Raw genomic sequence first — 24,721 nt, 5'->3', positions numbered from 1 at the left:
TTCTAGGCAGGGGAACACCCCTGCCGAAATGAATTAAAGGAAACGCTGACCAAAATCCATAGGAGAAAGATCAAAATACGCGGCTAAGCTCTGACCAATATCGGCAAAAGATTCGCGTAAACCTAACGATCCTGCTGGAACTTTTTTGCCATAGACAATAACGGGAATATGCTCACGAGTATGATCGCTACCAGGCCAAGTTGGATCACAACCGTGATCAGCGGTAAGAATCAACACATCATCAGCTTCCATAAGATCAATGACTTCGTTAATCCGCCCATCAAAATATTCTAACGCTGCGGCATAACCTGCAACATCACGACGATGCCCATACGCTGAATCAAAATCCACAAAATTGGTGAATACAATCGTATTATTTCCTGCCAACTTGATCTGCTCTAATGTCGCGTCAAATAATGCTGGAATACCGGTGGCTTTAACTTTCTGTGTAATGCCACAATGGGCGTAAATATCAGCGATCTTGCCAATAGAAATAACGTCTCCTTGCTTCTCCTCAACCAACTTCTGTAACACTGTTGCTGATGGCGGCTCAACCGACAGATCGCGACGGTTGCCTGTGCGCTCAAACTGGCCTCGACCCGATCCAATAAATGGGCGAGCAATAACACGACCTATATTGTAATCTTCTAACTCCTCTCGGGCAATTTTGCATAAATCAAGTAAGCGATCTAAACCAAATGTTTCTTCGTGACAAGCAATTTGGAAGACAGAATCTGCCGATGTATAGAAAATTGGCAGACCGGTTCTCATGTGTTCTTCACCCAAGTCATCCAGTATTTGTGTTCCTGATGCGTGACAATTTCCTAAAAAGCCCTTGAGACCTGCTCGCTCCAATATACGGTCGGTCAACGCTTTGGGGAAACTGTTTGCTTTATCAGTGAAATACCCCCATTCAAACAACACTGGGACACCTGCTATCTCCCAATGACCTGAAGGCGTATCTTTACCTGACGACAACTCTGCGGCATGCCCATAGGCACCAATAATATCAACCTCGCCTTCTAAGCCTGAGGCAAAGTGGCCCGTTGACTCTTTGTGAGCCATCGCTAGGCCCAGCTTGGACAGATTAGGTAACTTGAGTACTCCTGTGCGGTTTTCGTTATTTGCCAAGCCTTGACTGCAGTAGTCAGCAATATGTCCCATGGTATCAGAACCCACATCACCGAAGTCTTTGGCATCCTTTGTCGCGCCAATACCAAATGAATCCAGTACTAAAATAAATGCTCTTTTCATTGCTCTTTCCTTAGACCAGCTCAATTATGATTGTTGTGGTTCAAGCTGGCCATATCTTATTGGTTCAAACGTCTTCTGCTCGCACTTGACAATAAACGTCAGGTGTTGGCGTAAAAGCACCACCTACTGTCATTGCTTTTTTGAGTGCATCGGCGGCCACTTGCCATTGTTGTTCATTGCGAGCATGGATGATCGCTAAGGGTTTCTCAGGCGATGCTTCTTCGCCTAAACGGATAAACTGGTCAAAGCCAACAGCGTAGTCAATATCATCGGTAGAGACACGTCGACCGCCTCCCATCGCCACTACGGCCATACCAATCGCTCGTGTATCCATCGCAGAAATTAAACCGATATTGTCAGCATAAACCGGCTTCACAATCGGTGCCTGACCCAAATACTGGTCGTAGTTTTCTACAAAGTCTTCAGGGCCTCCGAGACCAAAAACCATCTTGCCGAAACAATTAGCTGCCTGACCATTGTTCAATACTTCCATCAATTGCTCACGGGCGTCTTGAGTACTCTTAGCCAATTTTCCAAGCACCAGCATCTCAGCACACAGGGCTAACGTGACTTCCAAAAGCCGTGGGTTACGGTATTCTCCGTTCATAAACCGCACTGCCTCTCTAACTTCCAACGTATTGCCCGCTGAGGACGCGAGAACTTGGTTCATATCGGTAAGGATCGCGGTCGTTTTCGTTCCTGCACCATTCGCCACCGCAACAATAGACTTTGCCAGCTCTTCTGATGCTTCGTAGGTCGGCATAAAAGCGCCCGAGCCGACTTTTACATCCATGACCAACGACTCAAGACCAGCGGCAAGTTTCTTCGAAAGAATCGATGCGGTAATCAATGAGATGTTGTCCACCGTTGCAGTGATATCACGCGTTGCATACACCCGTTTATCCGCAGGAGCAAGGTGACCTGTTTGACCTATGATCGCGACACCGGCCTCTTGGGTTACCGCAGCGAATGTTTGATTACTGGGGGTAATGTTGTACCCGGGAATCGATTCAAGTTTATCGAGGGTACCACCAGTATGGCCAAGACCCCTGCCTGAAATCATTGGCACAAAGCCACCACAGGCGGCGACCATTGGGCCGAGCATCAACGAGGTAACGTCCCCCACACCACCAGTAGAATGTTTATCTACAATCGGACCATCAAAGTTTTGTTCATGCCAGTCCACGACCATTCCTGAATCACGCATCGCACAGGTCAAAGCAATCCGTTCTTCCATCGTCATATCATTGAAATAGGTTGCCATAGTAAACGCAGCGATTTGCGCTTCGGAGACAGTGTTTTTGGCGACACCTTGAATAAAAAAATCAATTTCATCGGTGGTGAGTATTTCACCATCGCGTTTCTTTCGGATAATTTCTTGAGGTAAATACATTAGCGCCTCCCACATAAGTTGAGGTGGTTAGTCAAGTAAAAGGAAAATGGTGAGTGAACACTCACCATCTAATCAGACTCAGTAAGCCGATGATTCAGCAGTTTCGTCTGTCACTTCTAACGTATTAAGGAGGTTGGTTAGGAGGCTAGAGGCCCCAAAACGGTAATGACGCGCATCTACCCACTCATTACCTAATATTTCATCCGCCATCGCTAAGTAAGCCTGAGCATCCTCGGCAGTTCGGACGCCACCGGCAGGTTTAAAACCAACGTCTTTGGCAACATCCAAATCACGAATCACTTCCAACATCATCCGAGCATACTCTGGCGTTGCATTGACGGGCACTTTACCCGTCGACGTTTTGATAAAATCGGCCCCCGCCTCAATGCTAATCTGAGACGCTTTCTTGACCAAGGCTTCTTCTTTTAGCTCGCCCACTTCGATAATCACTTTTAAGAGTGTATCGCCACATACCTGCTTACATTGCTTTACGATCTCGAAACCCGTTTTTTCATCGCCGGCCATAAGTGCACGATAAGGGAAAACAACGTCAACCTCATCGGCTCCATAAGCAATTGCAGCCTTGGTCTCAGCCACAGCAATGTCGATGTCATCATTGCCATGTGGAAAATTAGTCACTGTTGCGATGCGAATATCTGGGGTTCCTTGCTCACGAAGTGTCTTCTTAGCAATAGGAATAAAGCGAGGGTAAATACAAATTGCGGCGGTATTGCCTACAGCTGACTTTGCGTCATGACACAACGAAATCACTTTTGTATCGGTGTCATCATCATTTAGTGTTGTCAGGTCCATTAGTTTAAGTGCACGTAGTGCTGCTGCTTTTAATTCGCTCATTTCTATCTCCGATCAATATTCATAAAAGTATCTGCCCAACCCAATAGTGGCTGTTCAGTCATTAATGAACGGACTTGGTTCCCTGAAGACTTGGAGGCAAACAGCAAATCTGCCCCAATTGCTATCCCTGTCACCGCACAGTACCAATTTGGTCTTTGGTACAACAATCTGCGATTGCGGTTTCTAATGTATGAGTCGCTTTGTCCAATAAATAAGACAAAGCTGATGCCAACGCCAATCATACTCCTTGTATTGATCAGTGCTAGCTAAAGAACTTTTCAATGATCCATTGATAAGTCAAACCGCCTAGATAGACCCCTATAATCCCCATAACACCTGATAAAACAGGCGGAGCGGGTATGGGTAACTTCATGGCGGAAAACAGGACCCCCACAACAAAACCTGCCGTGGTCGCGAGAAAAACTTCATTCATCACCGGTGCCCCCGTTTCTCTAGATACATACATTATAGATATTCATCGCAGAACTATAGTTACCCATAGAGCGCAAACGGTTAGTATCTCAAAAAAGTTCCGTTCAACGTTTGAACAATTATTTAGAATGACAAACGCTTGATTCAAATGTTATCTGGCTAATGACCCCACTTTCTAACGCTGTAAAAACAAAAAAGCCCCGCAGCAAGAAACTTGCTACGGGGCTTTTTAAAACGGCGTCTATATAATCTTTCGCTTAATCAAGTTAGAAAGAAAGGAATAGGCCAGCGATTGTCGCTGCCATCAAGTTAGAGAGCGTACCAGCACAAACAGCCTTTACACCCATCCGAGCGATCTCATTACGGCGTTTTGGTGCCAAACTTCCTAATCCACCCAGTAGAATAGCAATGGAAGAAAGGTTAGCAAATCCACACAAAGCAAATGAAATTATCGCTTTGGTCTTCTCAGACAACACGACCTCAGCGCCTTCTGCTAGATATGGTGCAAAGGCAGAATAAGCAACAAACTCGTTAGCAACAATTTTCTGACCGATGAAAGACCCCGCCAGTGTCGCTTCTTCCCATGGCACACCGATTAAGAAAGCCAACGGAGAGAAAACCCAACCCAGAATAAGTTCTAAAGTGAGCTCCGGCATAGAGAACAAATCACCCACTTCACCTAGGATACCATTGACCAGTGCGATTAGACCGATAAACGCTAACAGCATTGCCCCTACATTGAGGGCCAGTTGGAGACCAACTGCAGCGCCACCAGCGGCTGCATCAATCACGTTTGCAGGCTTATCAGCACCACCATCGATATCACCATTGAGGTTTTCATCAGGCTCTTCGGTTTCAGGTTTGATTATTTTGGCAAAAAGTAAACCACCCGGCGCAGCCATAAAGGATGCCGCTACCAGATATTCCATTTTAACACCCATACCTGCAAATGCCGCCAGTACACCACCAGCGATAGAAGCAAGACCACCACACATTACCGCAAACAGCTCAGACTGAGTCATTTTGGGTATAAACGGTCGGACCACTAATGGGGCTTCGGTCTGGCCAACAAAAATGTTAGCCGCTGCAGACATTGATTCAGCACGAGAAGTACCCAGCGCGACTTGCAAAAGGCCGCCCAGAGCCTTAATCACTATCTGCATAATACCGACGTAGTAAAGAACGGAGATAAAGGCAGAGAAGAAGATTAGGGTAGGTAAAACACGGAAAGCAAAGATGAAACCGCCGCCACCGAAGATTTCAAACATTTTTCCAGAAACTAGACCACCGAAGATAAACTCAGTACCTTTGTTTCCGTAGGCGATGACATGTGAGACTCCGTCAGAGAATTCTTTAAGCATCTCTTGTCCCCAAGGAACGTAAAGAATAAATGCACCTAACATAAATTGGATAGCAAATGCGCCACCCACAGTTCTAATTTTAATAGCTTTGCGGTTATCAGACAGTAGTACTGCAATTCCTAGCAATACTGCCATACCGACTAGGCTCATAAACAGGCTCATAGTTTATGACTTCCTTATAAGTTGTTTGTTGGCGTGTTACAAAGTGGATTTGAAAAGCGGGGCAATTATACTCATGTGTCCATTTATAAAATAACGCCACCCTCACAGTTTCTAATAAGTTTAATCATTCCATTACTCATTAACGTGAACAAGATCACCATTGGTGACCTTCATAATTATCAATTGAACAATTCAGACTAAGCCCCATCATCCATATTAAACGCCAAGTGACTATTACTCCAGACCGAATCCATGACTGTTTGAAACGGCATTTCCTTTAAATCGGCCAAGCAGGCAAGGATCTTCGTCAGCATTTTGGGGTGATTGATCTCACCTTGATGACCATATAATGGCATATCCGGAGCATCGGTTTCCAAAACGATGTGCTCTAGAGATAGTTGTTTAACCGCGCGACGGGTTTTTTGGGCACGAGGGTAAGTAATGACACCTCCTACACCGATGTAAAATCCAAGCTCAACAAATTGCATTGCCTGTTGATAGCTGCCAGAGAAACCATGCAAAACCCCACCGCCTTTAAATCGGCTATTTTTGATCAACTGCAACATACGATTGTGCGTTTTTCTGCCATGCAATATAACAGGCAGATGAAAAGATGCTGCCAGTTCGAGCTGACGGATGAAAACTTGCTCCTGAATACTCGCTTGCAGCGGTATGGCTCCATCCAGTCCGCACTCCCCCACAGCTACACATTGTGCCGGTTGGTTGGCCAGTAAACTCTCTAGTAAAGAAAAGTGTTCAACGCTTTGCGCGTCGATAAAATGCGGGTGAAAACCCAAAGCAAAAAAAAGAGACGGGTGTTGTTTAGCAAGCAAAGCCACGCTAGACCAATTCGACGGACCAATTGTAGGAATGACGAAGCGCTCAACACCATGCTGATTCGCACGCAGAAGCTGAGAATCAAAATTTTGAGAAAATGGCTCAAAATCAAAATGACAATGCGTATCAAAAAGGCGCAAGAGCAGCGCCCTCTGAAACAAAAGCGAGTCGTATTGTCTGATGCTTAGCAGAAAAATATAGCATGGATTTATTTCATCACGGCGCCAATCGGCTACTGTTCTTCACGCTTAAACATGAGTTCAGTCGGCGTCGATTCCTCTTCAACAAAATAGTAGCCTGCCATATCGAAACGCGTCAGGTCAGCAACACTGGACACCTTATGTTCAATGATGTAGTGAGCCATCATTCCACGCGCTTTCTTTGCGTAAAAGCTAATCACTTTATACTGAGCATTCTTACAATCTTTAAAGACCGGAGTCACAACCTGAGCATCCAATATTTTAGGTTTTACCGCTTTGAAATACTCGTTTGAGGCTAAATTTACTAAAACATTATCTCCCTGTTCGAGCAAAGCTTGATTGAGCTTTTCAGTAATGACATTCCCCCAAAATTGATAAAGGTTTGTCCCTCTCTTATTGGCTAATTTAGTGCCCATTTCCAGCCGATAGGGCTGCATGAGATCCAAAGGCTTTAGTAAGCCGTATAGGCCTGATAGCATTCGAAGGTGTGCCTGAGCGTACTCAAAGTCTTCCTCTGAAAAAGATTCGGCGTCAAGACCAGTGTATACATCACCTTTAAATGCCAAGATTGCTTGGCGGGAGTTATCACTGGTGAACGACTCACTCCACTCTTGAAAACGCCCAACGTTTAAATCCGCAATCTTATCACTGACTTTCATCAAACGGGCGACATCAGCGGGAGTGAGCTTACGACACTCATCAATAAGCTCTTTGGCATGCTCAACGAACTCTGGCTGAGTGGACTTTGCAGTAACCAAAGGTGATTCATAATCTAAGGTCTTTGCCGGCGATACAACGATTAACATAGTTTCAACTCTATCTAGTCTGATCTTATTGGTTATAGATTACAAAAAAAGCCATGCATTGTCTGCATGGCTTTTCAAATCAGATTGATAGATAAACTAACAATTATTTCGTCTGTTTACTCTGATCCCAAATACCTTCTTCGAGCTGAGATTTCAACTCTGGGAAATCGTTAGAATCAAACGTAGGAAGTTTGCCTTCAGAGAGCTGACGGTTGTAGTCTTTCGCGAGTTTGATAACAATCCCAGACAGCAATAAAATCGCCACCAAGTTGACAATCGCCATGAGTCCCATCGAAACATCAGCTAATGCCCACACGACAGGTAATGAAGCAACAGCGCCAAACATCACCATACCAAGAACAACGAGACGGAAAATACCCATAACCGCTTTATGATTGTGTCTTAGGAAGATAAGGTTTGTCTCAGCGTACGAATAATTGGCTATGATCGATGTAAAAGCAAAGAAGAAGATTGCAACCGCGACGAAAATCCCGCCCCAGTCACCAACTTGCGAGCTCAAAGCAGTTTGAGTGAGTTCAATACCGGTGACTTCTCCATGCGGCACATATTCACCAGACATAAGGATTATGGCAACCGTTGCAGAACAAATCACTATTGTATCCATAAACACACCCAGCATTTGCACATAACCCTGTGAGACTGGATGCGGCGGATAAGGGGTCGCCGATGCAGCCGCGTTAGGTGCAGAACCCATCCCCGCTTCATTAGAGAAAAGGCCACGTTTAATGCCATTAATCATCGCTTGTGCTATTGCATAACCTAAGCCACCAGCGGCCGCTTCCTGAAATCCAAATGCACTCTTGAAGATCAAGGCCAAAACAGCTGGCAGCTTTTCAACATTAGCAAGCACAACAAACATCGCCAGCAATAGGTAAGCCAAAGCCATAATTGGCACAACAAGCTCAGCAACTCGCGCGACACGCTTGATGCCACCAAAGATCACCACTGATGATAACAGTACAACCACCACGCCTACATACGTGTTGTCCCATCCAAAAGCCTTATGCATTGCATCAGCGATTGAGTTCGCTTGCACGGCATTGAATACCAAACCAAAAGCGATGATAAGGAATACAGAGAAAAGAACGCCCATCCAGCGCATGCCTAACCCTTTTTCCATATAATATGCGGGACCACCACGGTAGTTTCCGTCATCATCTTTGGTTTTGTACAATTGAGCAAGCGTGCTTTCTGCAAAAGAGGTGGCCATACCAAGCATGGCGATCAACCACATCCAGAAGATAGCCCCAGGGCCACCTGCTGTCAGCGCTATAGCGACACCAGCCATATTCCCTGTTCCAACTCGAGCGGCCAAACTGGTACACAGAGCTTGAAACGATGAAATGCCTGCTTTGTCCGCTTTACGGCTATTTTTCAGTACAGAAAACATGTGACCGAAGTGACGGAACTGGATAAAACCCAGCCTCAACGTAAAGTAGATACCAACACCGACCAAAAGATAAACTAGGATCGAGCCCCAAAGGAGATCGCTCATCAAATTAATTAAATCTGTCATAAGATCCTCATAGTGAGTTTTCGCTGATCTCTGCTTCCCTGCCATCCATCCAGTTGCAAACCAAGTGTCAACCTTGGTTAGTATTATTGTCTATTTATCGTGCAACTTAGATATGTAAAACGCGCCTCATGCTTCCATTTTACGTATCAGCATTTTTTGACGAGCGGATAATGCAGGTTAGAATATCAAAAATCAATATGCACCCAATATAATAATAGTATTATTTTTCACTATAAAATCACCATTAGTTAACACAAGAAAGAACAACAAACCTACAAATTCAGCACATTAACATCAAAATTTAACAACAATAAGAGGTGAACAACCCAATAGGAAATAGTATCCCTTGTGGTATTTGACATTCCTTTGTCTCAAAGGACTGAGAGAGAAAATTCTGTCCACTCTGTGTCACTGAAAAATCATTATCTTCAGGCAACAATGCACCTTGTTTCTCATAGGCCATGACAGCTCACTTTTTATACACTCCATTAACATCCAGTCGGTAGGAATTTAATCAAGATTCATTCATCGTTCGAACAAAAAAGCAGCAATAAATCGACATTTTTATGTGGAGCGAAGTCTAAAAAACAGTAAAAACTTCATTGAAACGTAACAAATGAGAAACGAATCATGGCTAGTCTCCATTGTGGATGGTATTACATTAAGTACCACTTCAAAGAATAGAATTTAAAAAGAGGTAGCTTATGGAAGGCTTAAACTTTGAAGAAATCTTGGAAATGGACTTTCCAAAATCAAGAGCTGCACGCTCAAAACCCGTCAAACGCAAATGGCGTGAGATTGAAGCAATTAAGGACAAGCAAAGACTCCAACGTGAGTTAAAAGATATGGACATTGGTTTTGATGAGCAAGGCAACATCGACTTCTAAAAGAAAAAGAGGCAAAGCGCCTCTTTTTTTCATTTTTACTCTCCGAGATCGGGTAAAGACCATTCAAAGCCTATTTATCCACATTAATAGGTAAGCACCAATCGATTGGTATTTTCTCTTGTTCAAGAAGAATTTTGTTCGCTTGAGAAAAGTGCTGACACCCCAAAAAACCACGATGGGCTGACAAGGGAGATGGATGAGGAGCAGTGAGAACATAATGTTTATCTCTATCAATAAACCGGCCTTTTTTCTGTGCATGAGCGCCCCAAAGTAAGAATACCACTCCCTCTTGATAGAGGTTAAGAGACTCGATGACTTTATCCGTAAAAGCTTCCCAACCTAACTTCGCGTGAGAATGTGCTTTGCCTTGTTCTACCGTCAAAACCGTATTGAGTAGCAGTACTCCTTGCTCTGCCCAGCTTTGTAAATAACCGTGTTTGGGGATCTCAAATCCATCGATATCTTGCGCGAGCTCTTTATACATATTAACCAACGAGGGGGGCGTTTTCACTCCAGGCAATACAGAAAAGCACAAACCATGCGCCTGATTTGGACCATGGTAAGGGTCTTGTCCAAGAATAACGACTTTCACATCAACAAACTCAGTCACCCGAAAAGCGCTAAATACATCTTTCGCTGGGGGGAATACTCGCTTACCTGCCGCTCTCTCAGCCTCAACAAAACGGAGTGTGTTCTGGAAATAGCTCTGCTGTTTTTCTGCACCGATAACATCTTGCCACGTCAGTGACTGCTTCATATTCTGCTCCTTCACCTGTCTTCAAGAAATAACCCAGTTAATTCTCGCAAAAACAAGAGAAGGAACAAAGCGATTAGTAAACTAGTTTTTTTGTGGTGTCCGATAATGCCCCTGACCCGCAACATGGCGATTTGGGGAGGGCAAGCGCATCGATCTGACTAACGTATAAAACCTTGTATAGGGCATAACGATATCCTTTATTGTGAGTACACCATCCAACATGAAAATTTAGTGCCACTTTGTTAACCTCATCGCCTATTACTCACTTTTATTTAACTCAGATTCCTATCTATCTGAAAGGGTGGATATTATTCCCTTCTTCGATGTGATGGAAACGAGAACGCACAACGCTATCAGGATTTACCGCCTTGAGCGTAACCCATATCGCTCTCCAACTGGGAGCATTGATCCTATATCGTGCATCATTGGCCGTTTTTATCTGAAGCTGCTAATTATCGCCTTTATACTGTGCGACTCACATCGACAGTACTACTTACCACAATGATAACGAAAGCAGCCATGCCCGCAATAAAAGAAGTCCACAGATAGATGGTGAGCGTTAATGCCGCTAAGTCCTTCAATAAACGTCATTTAAACCATAATTTAAGACGTATTGTTGAGCGTGCGTTTTTAATTGGTTACATTAATGTCTGATCGTTTTTCGAGGAAACATTATGCTATTGGAAGGCATTGAAACCTTAATTGTGCTAAGCCAAGCAAAGACAATGAGCCGAGCGGGTAGCCTACTTTATATCAGTCAATCGGCAGTGAGTAAACGCATCGCTAATCTAGAAAAAAAGTTAGGCAAAAAACTGATCTTCCCTCAAGGAAGAAATGTTCAACTGACTCAGGAAGCGATCAGCCTGATTGAAAATATCGGCCCGACATTCAATGAATTGAGGGGGCTTATTTACGAACAAAAATCGTTGCCTGAAAACCATCAACTCAAACTTGATTGCTCTGAAACTCTCGTATCCGGGTATTTATCCACCACCATAGGGCAATACTTTTCCCATGATCCCTACCTAAGTATCACCACGAACCATACGCCACGGATCGTTGAACATGTTCAATCTGGTGATGCTCAGCTTGGTATTTGCGCTGGCGAACTTCCGCCCAATCATCATTTAAGTCTGGTTCCTTTACTCAAAGAACCCTGTTATTTGGTGTCTGCAACAAGATTAACCGCCTTACCATCAAAGATTATAACGAATGATCTCAACAACAGTTCAAACACTTATCAATCATCATTACTCAATGATCTACACATGAGACCAGTGATGGAAATGGACTCATATTCCGCGGCTTCCCATCTGGCGCTTGCAGGTATTGCCCCTGCATTAATTCCTCTCTCCGTGATCAAAACGTTAAAGATTGAACCTCAAAATTGCTATCATTTTGAACAACTGGTTCCTCTCTATCGCCCTATCCACATTTGTTTGCGCCCTTCGGCTTATAAGAGCCAACGTATTACACAATTAATCGATTTGCTGCTCATTTCGATTCCTCGCTCGGTCAAATATGCCATGAGTATTATTTAACCTTATAAAGCGGAATCAGTGCCTCAATCATCGATACGAAAGTCTAACCCTTCTGTTTCAACGTGTGCGAAGAACATACCTGTCTATGCTGACTGCTGAGTACAACTAAAGCCGTTACCCATTCAACGCAAAAGGTTCAATGTTAGCGGCCTTAAAAAAGAGCAAGAAACAGGCTTTGATGCTCTTGCCACAGCAGTTTCATCGCCATCAGCATAGACATCATTATAACCAAAGGACGTATCCACTGTTGGCCTTTACTGATGACCACTTTGGCCCCCATTCGCGCCCCGATCCCTCCACCGACAGCCATGATTAGGCCTAGTTTCCAAATCGGTAACCCTGCAATAATGAATAGAATAAGCGCCGCAATATTTGACGTAAAGTTAAGCACTTTGGTTCTGGCAGTTGCGTCAATCAGAGAAAAATGCCCCAGTGCAACAAAGCACACTGTAAAGATTGAGCCAGTTCCTGGCCCAAAAAAACCATCATAGAAGCCCACACCACCACCAACAGAAAATGCGAAGACTCTTTCAGATATTCTAACGACACCTGACTTACCGCCCGTTCTGGGCATCAGAATAAAATACATCGAAATCGCGACAAGGAGCAATGGAATCAAGCTGGTTAAGATAGAAGCATCGACATATTGAACAACTTTTGCCCCTATTGCGGCCCCCGTAAAAGTGCACACGATAGCCCACTTCATCTCATTGAGATTAACCAGCCCATTCCGAACAAAATACCAACTCGCAGAAAAGCTCCCAAATGAGCTTTGCAGTTTATTGGTCGCCAGTGCATGAGTTGGCGGGATACCTACAGCGAGCAAGGCCGGTAATGTTAATAACCCGCCTCCTCCCGCCATTGCATCTATAAACCCAGCCGCTGCCGCAACGAAGAAGAGTAAAATGAGTATTTCAGATGAGAGTTCCATAGATTCAATGTCGTTTCTTACTATTCCAACAAACATAACATCAGTCACTATGAGTCTTATAAGGAAACTATCTCCAGATACTCATTCCATATTTTCATTAGTAGGACCAAAAACGAAAAAGCCCGCTCTCCGAGCGGGCAATCAAATAGTCTATTTTCGTCGATATTATCGGACTATTGCTTATACTTCTCGACTTGAGCATGAAGCTCTTGGACAGAGGTGACAGAAGCACACGCATCAGCAGCGTGTGACATACACGTCGCAAATGCCGCATTGAGCGTCGTCGTGTAATTCACTTTCTCTGCCAAGGCTCCTCGGCGGAGTACTTTTGAATCTTCAATTGCTTGACGACCAGCAGCCGTGTTCACGATATAGGTGTACTCGTTATTTTTAATGCGATCAAGAATATGTGGACGGCCTTCATGAACCTTATTGACAAGGCGAGGGTTAATGCCCGCTTCACCAAGAATGATTGCCGTACCGTGAGTGGCGTCAAGCTGATAGCCCAACTTGGTAAGTTTAGACGCTAAATCCACCACCCGCTCTTTATCTCCTGCGCGAACAGAAAGCAGAGCCCGACCGCCTTCAGGATAAATATTACCGCAACCTAATTCCGCTTTAGAATAAGCTTCCGCAAATGTTGCTCCAACTCCCATAACTTCACCGGTAGAACGCATTTCAGGCCCCAGAAGTGGATCAACACCGGGAAACTTATTAAACGGTAATACCACTTCTTTCACTGAATAATAAGGTGGGATAATCTCTTTAGTGAACCCTTGGGATTCGAGAGATTGACCAGCCATAACACGCGCTGCAATCTTAGCGATAGGTGCCCCTGTGGCTTTTGACACAAAAGGGACGGTACGTGCGGCACGTGGGTTAACTTCAATCAGGTAAACGTTATTATTCTTAACCGCAAACTGAGTATTCATTAGGCCACGGACACCCAGTTCAAAAGCCAGTTTCTCAACCTGCTCTCGCATGACATCTTGTATTTCCTGACTTAACGTATATGCAGGTAATGAACAAGCAGAGTCACCAGAATGCACGCCCGCTTGCTCAATGTGCTCCATGATACCGCCAATCACTACCTGCTTGCCGTCACAAATCGCATCGACGTCGACTTCGATCGCATCATCCAAGAAACTATCAAGCAGGACAGGTGATTCATTGGAAACACTCACTGCCTCATTGAAATAGCGACGTAGATCTTGCTCATCGTATACGATCTCCATCGCACGCCCACCCAAGACATAAGACGGGCGGACAACTAGAGGGAATCCTATTTCGCGAGATTTCTCCACGGCTTGTTCCATCGTTGTTACGGTGGCATTCTCAGGTTGCAAGAGCCCCAAACGGTCAACCGCGACTTGGAAACGCTCACGGTCTTCGGCACGGTCGATAGCATCGGGACTCGTTCCTATAATCGGAACCCCTGCCGCTTCTAATGCTCGAGCCAATTTCAACGGAGTTTGCCCACCGTATTGCACGATAACCCCTTGTGGTTTTTCGACACGAGCAATGGCCAGCACATCTTCCAATGTGACAGGTTCAAAGTACAGGCGATCGGACGTATCATAGTCCGTCGACACTGTTTCAGGGTTGCAATTCACCATGATGGTTTCGTAGCCATCTTCACGCAAGGCCAAAGACGCATGCACACAACAATAGTCAAACTCAATGCCTTGACCAATACGATTTGGACCACCACCCAAAATCATTATTTTGTCTTTATCGGTTGGGTTGGCTTCGCACTCGTCATCATAAGATGAATACATGTACGCTGTATCCGAGGAAAATTCAGCTGCACATGTGTCAACGCGCTTGTAAATCGGATGAATATCGTACTGATCACGCAAACGACGGATTTCACTCTCGGCAACACCTAAGATCTTAGATAAACGGGCGTCAGCAAACCCTTTTCGCTTCAGCTTAGTGAGCTGATCCTTATTCAGGCCTGCGAACCCTTTTGCCTTAAGTTCTAACTCATGTTTAACAATATCTTCAATCTGAACCAAGAACCAACGATCGACTTGGGTCAGATTGAACACTCCATCAACAGATAAACCTGCGCGGAAAGCATCGGCAATATACCAAATACGTTCCGCGCCCGCTTCTTTGAGCTCGTGACGGATGGTTGTCAGTGCATCAGGGGCGTCAAGATCCACCATTTCATCAAAACCCGTCGCTCCAACTTCTAAACCGCGAAGTGCTTTTTGGAGTGACTCTTGCTGGTTACGACCAATTGCCATAACCTCACCAACAGATTTCATTTGAGTGGTTAAGCGATCGTTGGCACCGGCAAATTTTTCAAAGTTAAAACGAGGTATCTTGGTCACGACGTAGTCGATTGTCGGTTCAAAAGAAGCCGGTGTCGCACCACCTGTGATGTCGTTCATTAATTCATCGAGAGTAAAGCCAATGGCCAGTTTTGCCGCAATTTTAGCGATCGGGAAGCCGGTAGCTTTTGACGCCAACGCTGACGAGCGCGACACACGCGGGTTCATCTCGATGATAACCATGCGACCATCTTTAGGGTTAATACCAAACTGAACGTTTGATCCGCCCGTCTCCACCCCGATTTCACGAAGCACAGCTAAAGAAGCATTGCGCATTAACTGATATTCTTTATCTGTCAGCGTTTGTGCTGGTGCTACTGTAATGGAGTCGCCAGTATGGATACCCATAGGATCAAAGTTTTCAATTGCACACACAATAATGCAGTTGTCTGCTCTGTCACGAACCACTTCCATTTCATATTCTTTCCAACCGATCAGCGATTCATCAATCAACAGTTCGTTGGTAGGAGAAAGATCTAAACCTCGGCGACAAATTTCCTCAAATTCTTCTTTATTGTAAGCTATCCCGCCCCCCGTTCCACCCATAGTAAAGGACGGGCGTATAATACAAGGAAAGCCCACCATATCGAGAACACCGTAAGCTTCTTCCATGGTTTTGGCCGTATCGGCGCGCGGGCATTCCAACCCAATGGATTTCATGGCTTTATCAAAACGAGAACGGTCTTCGGCTTTATCAATCGCATCAGCGGTTGCACCAATCATTTCTACGTCAAACTCGGCAAGAACACCATGCTTTTCCAAATCAAGGGCACAATTGAGCGCGGTTTGTCCACCCATCGTAGGCAATACCGCATCAGGCCGTTCTTTCTCAATAATTTTGCGAACAACTTCCCACTGAATGGGCTCGATATAAGTCGCATCCGCCATATCGGGATCCGTCATAATCGTAGCAGGATTTGAGTTGACCAGAATAACTCGGTAGCCCTCTTCACGCAGTGCTTTACATGCTTGGGCGCCAGAGTAATCAAACTCACATGCCTGACCGATCACTATCGGACCAGCACCAAGGATTAAAATACTTTGAAGATCAGTACGTTTTGGCATTATCTACTACTCCGAATTAAGCGCTATGTTGTTTGATTAGTTCGATAAAGTGGTCAAATAACGGAGCCGCGTCTTCAGGACCTGGGCTCGCCTCTGGGTGACCTTGGAAACTAAATGCTGGTTTATCTGTCCGATGAATACCTTGAAGAGATCCGTCAAATAGCGATACATGGGTGGCACGCAAGGTGTCTGGCAGTGTCGCTTCATCTGCCGCGAAACCATGATTTTGAGAGGTAATCATAACTCGGTTAGAGTCCAAGTCTTTCACTGGGTGATTCGCACCATGATGACCAAATTTCATTTTTATCGTTTTTGCGCCCGATGCCAACGCTAAAATCTGGTGACCTAAACAAATGCCAAAGGTTGGAATGCCCTTCGCTAGGAACACTTTCGTTGCCTCGATAGCATAGTGACACGGCTCTGGGTCCCCTGGTCCATTTGATAAGAAAATACCATCTGGATTAAGGGCTAGTACTGCTTCAGCGGACGTTTGTGCAGGAACCACAGTTAGGCGGCAACCTCGGTCAACAAGCATGCGCAAGATATTTCGCTTTGCCCCAAAATCATAGGCAACAACATGATAGGGCAACTCGCTGTCACCTTTCGCTTCTGGAAGACCACTCTCGAGCGTCCACGAACCCTGTTTCCATTGATACGATTCTTTTGTTGTAACTTCTTTCGCAAGGTCCATACCTTTTAAGCCGGGAAATTCTTTTGCTTTCGCTAATGCCAATCCTTCATCAAGGTTGTTGCCTGCGACAATACAACCATTCTGCGCGCCTTTTTCACGCAAAATACGAGTCAGTTTACGTGTGTCGATGTCGGCAATCCCAACCACATGTTGAGATTTAAGATAATCGGAAAGGGATTGTTCGTTGCGAAAGTTAGAAGCGATAAGAGGAAGATCACGAATCACAAGGCCTTGGGCGTGTATGGAAGAAGATTCTTCGTCTTCGGAATTGGTTCCGGTATTGCCAATATGAGGGTAAGTGAGAGTAACGATTTGCTGTGAATAGGAAGGGTCAGTGAGAATTTCTTGGTACCCCGTCATCGAGGTATTAAAAACAACTTCACCAACGGATATACCATCTGCTCCAATGGAAACACCGTGGAACACTGTCCCATCTTCTAGGACTAACAGTGCTGATTTACTCAAGACAACCTCCAGAATAAAGATGCAAAAATTATAAATTAAACTGCAAACTTGTCTTCCTAGCCACGATAAATATGTGACATTAGGTCTATCAGACAAATTGGCGGTATTCTAATTAGGCTGGCGATTTGTGTCAACTAAGTGTCGAAAATAAATCTAAATTTAAGGGCGCTTTGATAGAAAACGAACACTAGAGGCTTAAAATGAAAACTTTAGTAAGAAAACAAGGAGGGAAAAAGGCAAAAAAAAAATAGAACATCGTGAAAACAGGATCACCATGAGCATCTAATAAAAAAGACACACACGCAAACGTTGAACAAACAGAGTTTTACTTAACTTTTAAGCAAGAGATGGAAGAAAGCAGATAAACCACCCTAAAACAACAAGTAAAATGGTGCATTTCCGTCTAAAATCTCAAGTTATTTTTTCATATGAAAATATGAACTTATCATATGCGCTGGGAAACCACCCAGCGCATAATTATTTAATTACAAATGATTGAGGTCCAGCACATCAGTCATTGTATAGAAGCCTGCCGGTTTTTCTTTGAGCCAAACCGCCGCTTTGACTGCACCATTGGAGAAGGTCATTCGATCGGTAGCTTTGTGAGTAATTTCAACACGTTCACCAATATCAGCAAACATGGCAGTGTGCTCACCAACAATATCCCCAGCCCGAATCGTCGCAAAACCAATCTCGTTCTTAGTGCGTTCTCCCGTAATACCCTCGCGGGCGTAGACGGCAACATCATTGAGTTTATTACCCATAGCATCAGCGATAGCCTCGCCCATACCAATTGCGGTACCGGAGGGAGCATCGACTTTGTGACGGTGGTGCGCTTCAATTATCTCAATATCGCAATAATCCCCCATCACTTTCGCTGCTTTTTCGAGCAGCTTGAACACCAGATTTACCCCAACTGAGTAATTGGGAGCCATGACAACGGGGACTTTCTGCGCGATCTGCTCAATTTGCTCTTGTTGCTGATCGGTAAAACCTGTCGTGCCGATAACAATACTTTTTCCATGTCTTTGACATAGGGCCAAATTAGCTAGAGTGTTTTCCGGAGCGGTAAAATCAATGATCACATCAAACTGTTCAACTTCTTTGGCTAAATCGTCACTTAAGACAACGTCCAACTTACCTTCACCACACAACTCACCAATATCGACACCCACTAATGATGATTCTGGCCTTTCCGAGCCAGCACTGACACGTGCTTGCTGATTAAGGTAAGCGGCCTTCACGAGATTTCGTCCCATACGGCCTGCAGCACCTGCAATTGCAATTCTTACCATTGCATTTCTCCATTATTTTTTCATTGATTTACTCAGTTGCCTAAAATTACCAACATTCAAAGCGACTGGCTAGAGACTAGGCGAACTCTTTAACGACTCTCTGCAAAATAGACCGATTTGCCTCAGGAAAGTCATATTGGGGCAGCGCAGAAACTGGAATCCACATCCCTTGCTGACCTTCTTTACCATAAGGCTCATTTTCAAAGTCAGTCACCATCATAAAATCAAAGGCTAAACTCTTGTCAGGATAATCATATTCCAAGTGTTCAAATAGAGTCGATTGCGTCACTTCGATACCGACTTCTTCATCGAGTTCTCGAGTAATGGCATCTAAGACACTCTCTCCTGCTTCAACTTTTCCCCCCGGAAACTCCCAATAGCCACCTTTGTGTTTGTCCACTGGTCGTTTGGTGATAAAAACCTTGGATTTATCTGAATTGAAAATAATTGCAGCAACAATATGGATACGTTTCAAAATACTTTTCCTTAAAAAAAGAGCCGCGTATGCGACTCTTTGTATTGTTCAATGTTCTTTAAGCTAGTTGATCTGACCGTGGCACTGTTTGTACTTTTTGCCGCTCCCACATGGGCACGGCTCATTGCGCCCGACCTTCTTATCTTCGCGAACCATAGGTTGATGCCCTTCAAGATCATCAGAGAGAGAATTATCAGCCGTAGCATGTTGGGTCTGAGCACGTCGGGCGGCTTCTTCCGCATTTGCTTGTCGCTGTGCTTCCATTCGTTCGACTTCTTCTTGCTGCTGAACTCGTACTTTCGACAAAATCGTGATCACATCCGACTTTAGAGAGTCCAATAAGCCTTCAAACAACTCGAACGACTCACGCTTGTACTCTTGTTTCGGGTTCTTCTGAGCGTATCCACGCAGGTGAATACCTTGACGAAGGTGATCCATTGCGGCCAAATGCTCTTTCCACAAAGTATCCAAACTTTGCAACATGACCGACTTTTCAAAATTACGAAGGACCTCTTCGCCAACAACCGTTTGCTTTTCTTTGTAGACCTTGATTGATGTTTCAAGAATCTTCTCACGCAACGCTTCTTCATAGAGCTTGTCGTCTTCTTTAAGCCACTGTTTCAGAGGTGCATCGAGATCAAAGTCATTCTTCAAGCGAACCTGAAGCCCTTCGACATCCCACATATCTTCAAGTGATTGAGGCGGAATGTATTCATCAATAACTGCGGTTAAGACATCTGAACGGTTATACTCAATCATTTCACTGATATCATCAGCACCCATTAATTCATCACGCAACTCATAAACAACTTTACGTTGATCATTCGCGACATCATCGTATTCTAGAAGTTGCTTACGAACATCAAAGTTACGCCCTTCAACTTTACGCTGCGCTTTTTCAATAGAACGCGATAGCATCTTTGATTCTATGGCTTCACCCTCACTCATGCCACTTTGAATAAGGCCTGCGATTCTGTCTGAGGTAAAGATACGGAGTAGGGAATCTTCCATTGAGAGGTAAAAACGTGATGAGCCTGCATCGCCTTGACGACCTGATCGCCCACGAAGTTGATTATCAATACGTCGAGATTCATGGCGTTCTGTCCCGATGATGTGTAACCCACCTGCAGCTAGCACTTGATCGTGAACTTCTTTCCAATCGGCTTTGATCACTTCAATTTGTTCTGGTGTCGGGTGGCTAAGTTGTTCAACTTGTGACTGCCAACTACCGCCCAGGACAATATCAGTACCACGGCCAGCCATATTGGTCGCAATAGTGACAGTGCCAGGTGTACCTGCCTGAGCAACAATTTCCGCTTCCCGCTCGTGAAACTTAGCATTCAAGACATTGTGTTTAATCTTAGCTTTATTAAGTGCGTTAGATAATAGCTCAGATTTCTCTATAGAAACCGTCCCAACCAGTGAGGGTTGCCCTTTTGCTACGCGTTCTTTGATATCTTCAATAATTGCAGCAAACTTTTCCTCTTCACTACGATACACGACATCCGGCATGTCGTTTCGGACCATTGGCTTATTCGTCGGTATCACAACCGTTTCTAACCCATAAATGGATTGAAACTCAAAGGCTTCGGTGTCCGCCGTCCCCGTCATGCCTGACAATTTTTCATACAAGCGGAAGTAGTTCTGGAACGTGATAGAGGCCAAAGTCTGGTTTTCGTTCTGAATTTTAACGCCTTCTTTGGCTTCAACCGCTTGGTGCAAACCTTCGGACCAGCGGCGTCCTGGCATCGTACGTCCGGTATGCTCGTCAACAATCACAACTTCTCCGTCATCATTGACAATATAATCGACATTTCTCTCGAATAACACATGAGCACGCAGCGCCGCGTTGACGTGATGAAGCAAACTAATGTTTGCAGGAGAATAAAGTGTATCCCCCTCCTCCATTAAGCCATTTTTGACCATCAATTCTTCTACAAATTCCTGACCGGTCTCGGTTAGGTGTACCTGTTTAGATTTCTCATCAAGGGTGAAATGTCCGTCACCACGATACTCTTCTGAATCCTCTTGCTCCTGCTGTTGAAGATTCGGAATCAACGTATTGATTCGCGTATACAGTTCCGAGCTGTCTTCGGCTGGCCCAGAAATAATCAGTGGCGTTCGAGCTTCATCAATCAAGATGGAGTCCACTTCATCGATCACAGCAAAAAAACGTTCGCGCTGAACACGGTCTTCGGCACGAAAAGCCATATTGTCACGCAAGTAATCAAAGCCAAATTCATTATTGGTGCCGTAGAGGATATCGGCGAGATAGGCTTGTTTCTTTTCTTGCGGTGGCATATTAGGGACATTAATGCCGACCGTCATACCAAGATATTCAAACAATGGGCGATTGGTTTCTGCGTCACGTTTAGCCAAATAGTCGTTAACGGTAACAACGTGCACCCCTTTTCCAGCCAAAGCGTTGAGGTAAGCAGGCAAAGTTGCCGTCAGTGTTTTACCTTCACCCGTGCGCATTTCCGCAATCTGGCCAGCGTTCAATACCATGCCACCGATAAGCTGCACATCAAAGTGACGCATGCTGTATACACGCTTAGATGCTTCTCTAACTGTTGCAAAGGCTTCAGGTAAAAGGGTATCTAACGTTTCGCCCTGTTCAATGCGCTGTCGGAATTCTGCCGTTTTTGCTTGTAACTCTTCGTCAGTGAGGGCTTCAAACGTAGGCTCGTAGTTATTAATTTCTTTTACTATTTTTCTAAGGTGACGTAACGTGCGGTCATTACGACTGCCAATTACCTTTGTCAGTAACTTAGTTATCATGTGCTCTGCATCTCTCTTTCACTTGATCGGGCCCGATCTTTATTCTGTGCCTTCAGTCTCTAACAGTTTTAAACTAAGAATACTGAGATAAATCACTTTACTCAGATATTGCGATGAGAACGTTAGATTTCAAGGCTTGGGTGGCGCATAGTGTAAGGAATTTTACACCTAACAACCAATAGCATGATGATTTGTTTGAAGCATTCTTTATTTTTGGCGGTTATATGATGGTTGTTTGCACGTATCCCAATAATCAAAGGGACACTCTCGATTCACTGAAGGATTACGCGGCTTAATGTTGCAACCTTAACGGAGAAAGGTTGCCATGCTCTATCCAAAACAAAAAAAGCCAGACTAACGTCTGGCTTTTTTCATTCTAACTTTAAGCAATAACCATATTGGGCTCTGCAAATGCAACTGGAGAGACGGCTTCTTCTTCAAACGTAACCCATTCCCATGCTTCTTGATCAGCCAGTACTGCGCGCAATAACTGATTATTGAGGCCATGACCGGATTTAAATGCTCGGAACTCACCAATAATCGGGTGTCCGCACATATAAAGATCACCAATGGCATCCAACACTTTATGAGTCACAAATTCGTTTTCGAATCGCAGACCTTCTTCATTAAGAATACGGTATTCATCTAATACGATGGCGCAATCGAAGCTACCACCTAATGCTAAGTTTTGAGACTGAAGATACTCAATGTCGCGCATGAAACCAAAGGTACGAGCACGTGAGATGTCTTTAACAAAACCTTGCGAAGAAAAGTCGAACTTTAGTCGTTGCTCATCGGAATCAATCGCTGGATGGTTGAATTCGATTTCAAAATCCATACGGAAGCCATTAAATGGCAAGAATTCAGCCCATTTATCATCGTCTTCAAATCGCACTGGCTTTTTGATACGGATGAAGCGTTTAAGTGCATTTTGCTCTTCTATACCAGCTTGCTGAAGGAGAAACACAAAAGGACTGGCACTGCCATCCATGATCGGGATCTCAGGCGCATCAACTTCGACGATGACGTTGTCCACTCCCATGCCAGCAAGTGCGGCATTTAAGTGTTCAACGGTTGAAATACGAACCCCTGAATCGTTGACTAATGCCGTACATAGCATGGTATCACGCACCGACTCTGGGTCCGCAGGAAAGTCCACCGCAGGTTCGAGATCCGTACGTCGGTAAACAATACCTGTATTTGCAGCCGCTGGGCGAAGAGTAAGCGTGACTTTACGACCGGAATGGAGACCCACTCCCGTTGTTTTCACTAATTCTTTCAGAGTACGTTGTCTGATCATCTGCTTGCCTCAGTACTAATTGCTACAAAACACGCCCAATAAGCAATATTGGCCGCGAATCGTATCATAATTTTGAACAGTGTCAAATTATGCGTTAAATTTAGTCAGCCTGACGACGTAAGAACGCTGGAATATCCAGATATCCAGTATCCTTATCCGCTTTCGGCGCGGTACTTTGTTGACTCGTACCTGTGCCAGAAGGTGCAGAATTGGTCGACTGAGGATTAACCTGAGTATTTTCCTGCAAATTTGGTGCCGACTTATCTTCTGTTTTAACAACAGACTGCTGAACTTGTGTTGCTGGTTGTGGCTGCGCAACAGAGGTTACTTTTGTTTTTCCGCTCGCCACCAAAGTGATATCAGGCTTCTTTTCTGTGCCAATCCCAGTCGCTACAACTGTGACACGTATTTCATCAGCCATATCAGGATCTAACGAAGTACCAATAACAACTGTAGCATTATCTGATGCAAATGCTTTAACCGTGTTGCCGACCGTTTCAAATTCATCCAAACGCATGTCTAGACCAGCCGTAATATTCACCAAAACACCACGGGCCCCAGCAAGATCGATATCTTCAAGAAGTGGGCTAGAGATGGCCATCTCAGCAGCTTCTTCAGCACGGTCCTCTCCCTTTGCGACACCACTGCCCATCATTGCATGCCCCATTTCTGACATCACAGTGCGCACATCCGCAAAATCGACGTTGATCATACCCGGACGGGTAATGAGCTCCGCAATCCCTTGTACGGCATTCTTAAGTACATCATTCGCACTGGCAAAAGCTTCAAGTAACGTGATTCCACGCCCCAAAACTTTGAGTAACTTTTCGTTAGGAATAGTGATTAGAGAATCAACTTGTTTTGATAACTCTTCAATTCCTTGCTCAGCAAAAGCTAAACGTTTTTTACCTTCAAAGCTAAATGGCTTAGTCACAACAGCAACTGTCAGCACACCCAATTCCTTTGCAACCTCTGCAATAACTGGGGCTGCACCTGTTCCTGTTCCACCACCCATACCCGCTGCGATAAATACCATATCGGCACCGTTGAGCTCTTCTTTAATTCTTTCTCGATCTTCGAGAGCAGCATCGCGCCCAACCTGAGGGTTTGCGCCTGCGCCCAGACCTTTAGTAATATCACCACCAATTTGGATCACACTGTTGACGCTTGTTTTACGAAGCGCTTGTGCATCAGTATTGATGCTAATGAACTCCACGCCTTCGATGGATTCACGTACCATGTGTTCAACGGCATTGCCACCGCCACCACCAACCCCAACGACTTTAATTACTGCGTCGTCAGACATTTCCGTCATCGGTTCAAACATGTGTTATCTCCGTTTATCCTGCTGCTCAGG

Annotated in this window: 19 protein-coding genes; 2 read left to right on the top strand and 17 right to left on the bottom strand. The window is 44.7% G+C overall.

The window, feature by feature from the left end; genetic code table 11:
* Nucleotides 1–33: 33 nt before the first annotated feature.
* The 8 genes from HLM86_RS04770 to HLM86_RS04735 form a co-directional block, all read right to left on the bottom strand.
* On the bottom strand, nt 34–1,254 hold the full coding sequence (locus HLM86_RS04770) for a phosphopentomutase (protein WP_170882325.1): 1,221 nt from the start codon (nt 1,252–1,254) through the stop codon (nt 34–36).
* A 64-nt stretch (nt 1,255–1,318) separates the two neighbouring features.
* Nucleotides 1,319–2,647 (bottom strand): thymidine phosphorylase, encoded by a 1,329-nt coding sequence (gene deoA, locus HLM86_RS04765; RefSeq protein WP_170882324.1) that lies wholly within the window; start codon nt 2,645–2,647, stop codon nt 1,319–1,321.
* Between the two features lie 78 nt (nt 2,648–2,725).
* On the bottom strand, nt 2,726–3,502 hold the full coding sequence (gene deoC, locus HLM86_RS04760) for a deoxyribose-phosphate aldolase (protein WP_076586380.1): 777 nt from the start codon (nt 3,500–3,502) through the stop codon (nt 2,726–2,728).
* Nucleotides 3,503–3,764: 262 nt separating this feature from the next.
* A complete protein-coding gene (locus tag HLM86_RS04755) occupies nt 3,765–3,935 on the bottom strand; it encodes a XapX domain-containing protein (protein WP_076586776.1) in 171 nt (56 codons plus the stop codon).
* A 265-nt stretch (nt 3,936–4,200) separates the two neighbouring features.
* Complete coding sequence (locus HLM86_RS04750) at nt 4,201–5,457, bottom strand: NupC/NupG family nucleoside CNT transporter (RefSeq protein ID WP_076586376.1); 1,257 nt, start codon at nt 5,455–5,457, stop codon at nt 4,201–4,203.
* Nucleotides 5,458–5,654: 197 nt separating this feature from the next.
* Nucleotides 5,655–6,434: a TatD family hydrolase gene (locus HLM86_RS04745; RefSeq protein ID WP_076586374.1), complete on the bottom strand. Its 780-nt coding sequence runs from the start codon at nt 6,432–6,434 to the stop codon at nt 5,655–5,657.
* 92 nt (nt 6,435–6,526) lie between these two features.
* On the bottom strand, nt 6,527–7,300 hold the full coding sequence (yaaA, locus tag HLM86_RS04740) for a peroxide stress protein YaaA (RefSeq protein WP_170882323.1): 774 nt from the start codon (nt 7,298–7,300) through the stop codon (nt 6,527–6,529).
* A gap of 103 nt (nt 7,301–7,403) precedes the next feature.
* On the bottom strand, nt 7,404–8,837 hold the full coding sequence (locus HLM86_RS04735) for an alanine/glycine:cation symporter family protein (protein WP_076586371.1): 1,434 nt from the start codon (nt 8,835–8,837) through the stop codon (nt 7,404–7,406).
* A 704-nt stretch (nt 8,838–9,541) separates the two neighbouring features.
* Here HLM86_RS04735 and HLM86_RS04730 point away from each other — a divergent pair.
* Nucleotides 9,542–9,724 (top strand): DUF3545 family protein, encoded by a 183-nt coding sequence (locus HLM86_RS04730; RefSeq protein WP_076586369.1) that lies wholly within the window; start codon nt 9,542–9,544, stop codon nt 9,722–9,724.
* A gap of 70 nt (nt 9,725–9,794) precedes the next feature.
* On the opposite strand, the gene ung is transcribed toward HLM86_RS04730, so the two are convergent.
* Nucleotides 9,795–10,481, bottom strand: coding sequence for a uracil-DNA glycosylase (gene ung / locus HLM86_RS04725; RefSeq protein WP_076586367.1), 687 nt, complete (start codon nt 10,479–10,481; stop codon nt 9,795–9,797).
* 674 nt (nt 10,482–11,155) lie between these two features.
* Between ung and HLM86_RS04720 the strand changes: the two genes are divergently transcribed.
* A complete protein-coding gene (locus HLM86_RS04720; RefSeq protein ID WP_170882322.1) occupies nt 11,156–12,022 on the top strand; it encodes a LysR family transcriptional regulator in 867 nt (288 codons plus the stop codon).
* 151 nt (nt 12,023–12,173) lie between these two features.
* Here the strand turns inward: HLM86_RS04720 and HLM86_RS04715 are convergent, their stop codons facing one another.
* From HLM86_RS04715 to ftsZ, 8 genes are all read right to left on the bottom strand, one after another.
* Entirely contained in the window at nt 12,174–12,953 is a 780-nt protein-coding gene (locus HLM86_RS04715; RefSeq protein ID WP_076586363.1) for a TSUP family transporter, read from the bottom strand.
* Nucleotides 12,954–13,126: 173 nt separating this feature from the next.
* Entirely contained in the window at nt 13,127–16,357 is a 3,231-nt protein-coding gene (gene carB, locus HLM86_RS04710) for a carbamoyl-phosphate synthase large subunit (protein WP_076586361.1), read from the bottom strand.
* Between the two features lie 16 nt (nt 16,358–16,373).
* Complete coding sequence (carA, locus tag HLM86_RS04705) at nt 16,374–17,513, bottom strand: glutamine-hydrolyzing carbamoyl-phosphate synthase small subunit (protein ID WP_076586359.1); 1,140 nt, start codon at nt 17,511–17,513, stop codon at nt 16,374–16,376.
* Nucleotides 17,514–17,998: 485 nt separating this feature from the next.
* Nucleotides 17,999–18,808 (bottom strand): 4-hydroxy-tetrahydrodipicolinate reductase, encoded by an 810-nt coding sequence (gene dapB / locus HLM86_RS04700; RefSeq protein WP_076586357.1) that lies wholly within the window; start codon nt 18,806–18,808, stop codon nt 17,999–18,001.
* 76 nt (nt 18,809–18,884) lie between these two features.
* Nucleotides 18,885–19,283: an 8-oxo-dGTP diphosphatase MutT gene (gene mutT, locus HLM86_RS04695; protein WP_076586355.1), complete on the bottom strand. Its 399-nt coding sequence runs from the start codon at nt 19,281–19,283 to the stop codon at nt 18,885–18,887.
* A 63-nt stretch (nt 19,284–19,346) separates the two neighbouring features.
* Complete coding sequence (secA, locus tag HLM86_RS04690; RefSeq protein ID WP_170882321.1) at nt 19,347–22,064, bottom strand: preprotein translocase subunit SecA; 2,718 nt, start codon at nt 22,062–22,064, stop codon at nt 19,347–19,349.
* 382 nt (nt 22,065–22,446) lie between these two features.
* Nucleotides 22,447–23,364, bottom strand: coding sequence for a UDP-3-O-acyl-N-acetylglucosamine deacetylase (gene lpxC, locus HLM86_RS04685; protein ID WP_076586351.1), 918 nt, complete (start codon nt 23,362–23,364; stop codon nt 22,447–22,449).
* Between the two features lie 100 nt (nt 23,365–23,464).
* Complete coding sequence (gene ftsZ / locus HLM86_RS04680; RefSeq protein WP_076586349.1) at nt 23,465–24,691, bottom strand: cell division protein FtsZ; 1,227 nt, start codon at nt 24,689–24,691, stop codon at nt 23,465–23,467.
* Nucleotides 24,692–24,721 lie beyond the last annotated feature (30 nt).

It is taken from the genome of Vibrio ostreicida, assembly GCF_013074385.2.
GTDB lineage: Bacteria > Pseudomonadota > Gammaproteobacteria > Enterobacterales > Vibrionaceae > Vibrio > Vibrio ostreicida.
Note: the sequence above shows the minus strand (reverse complement) of the source record. Positions and strands in the feature narration are given on the sequence as shown.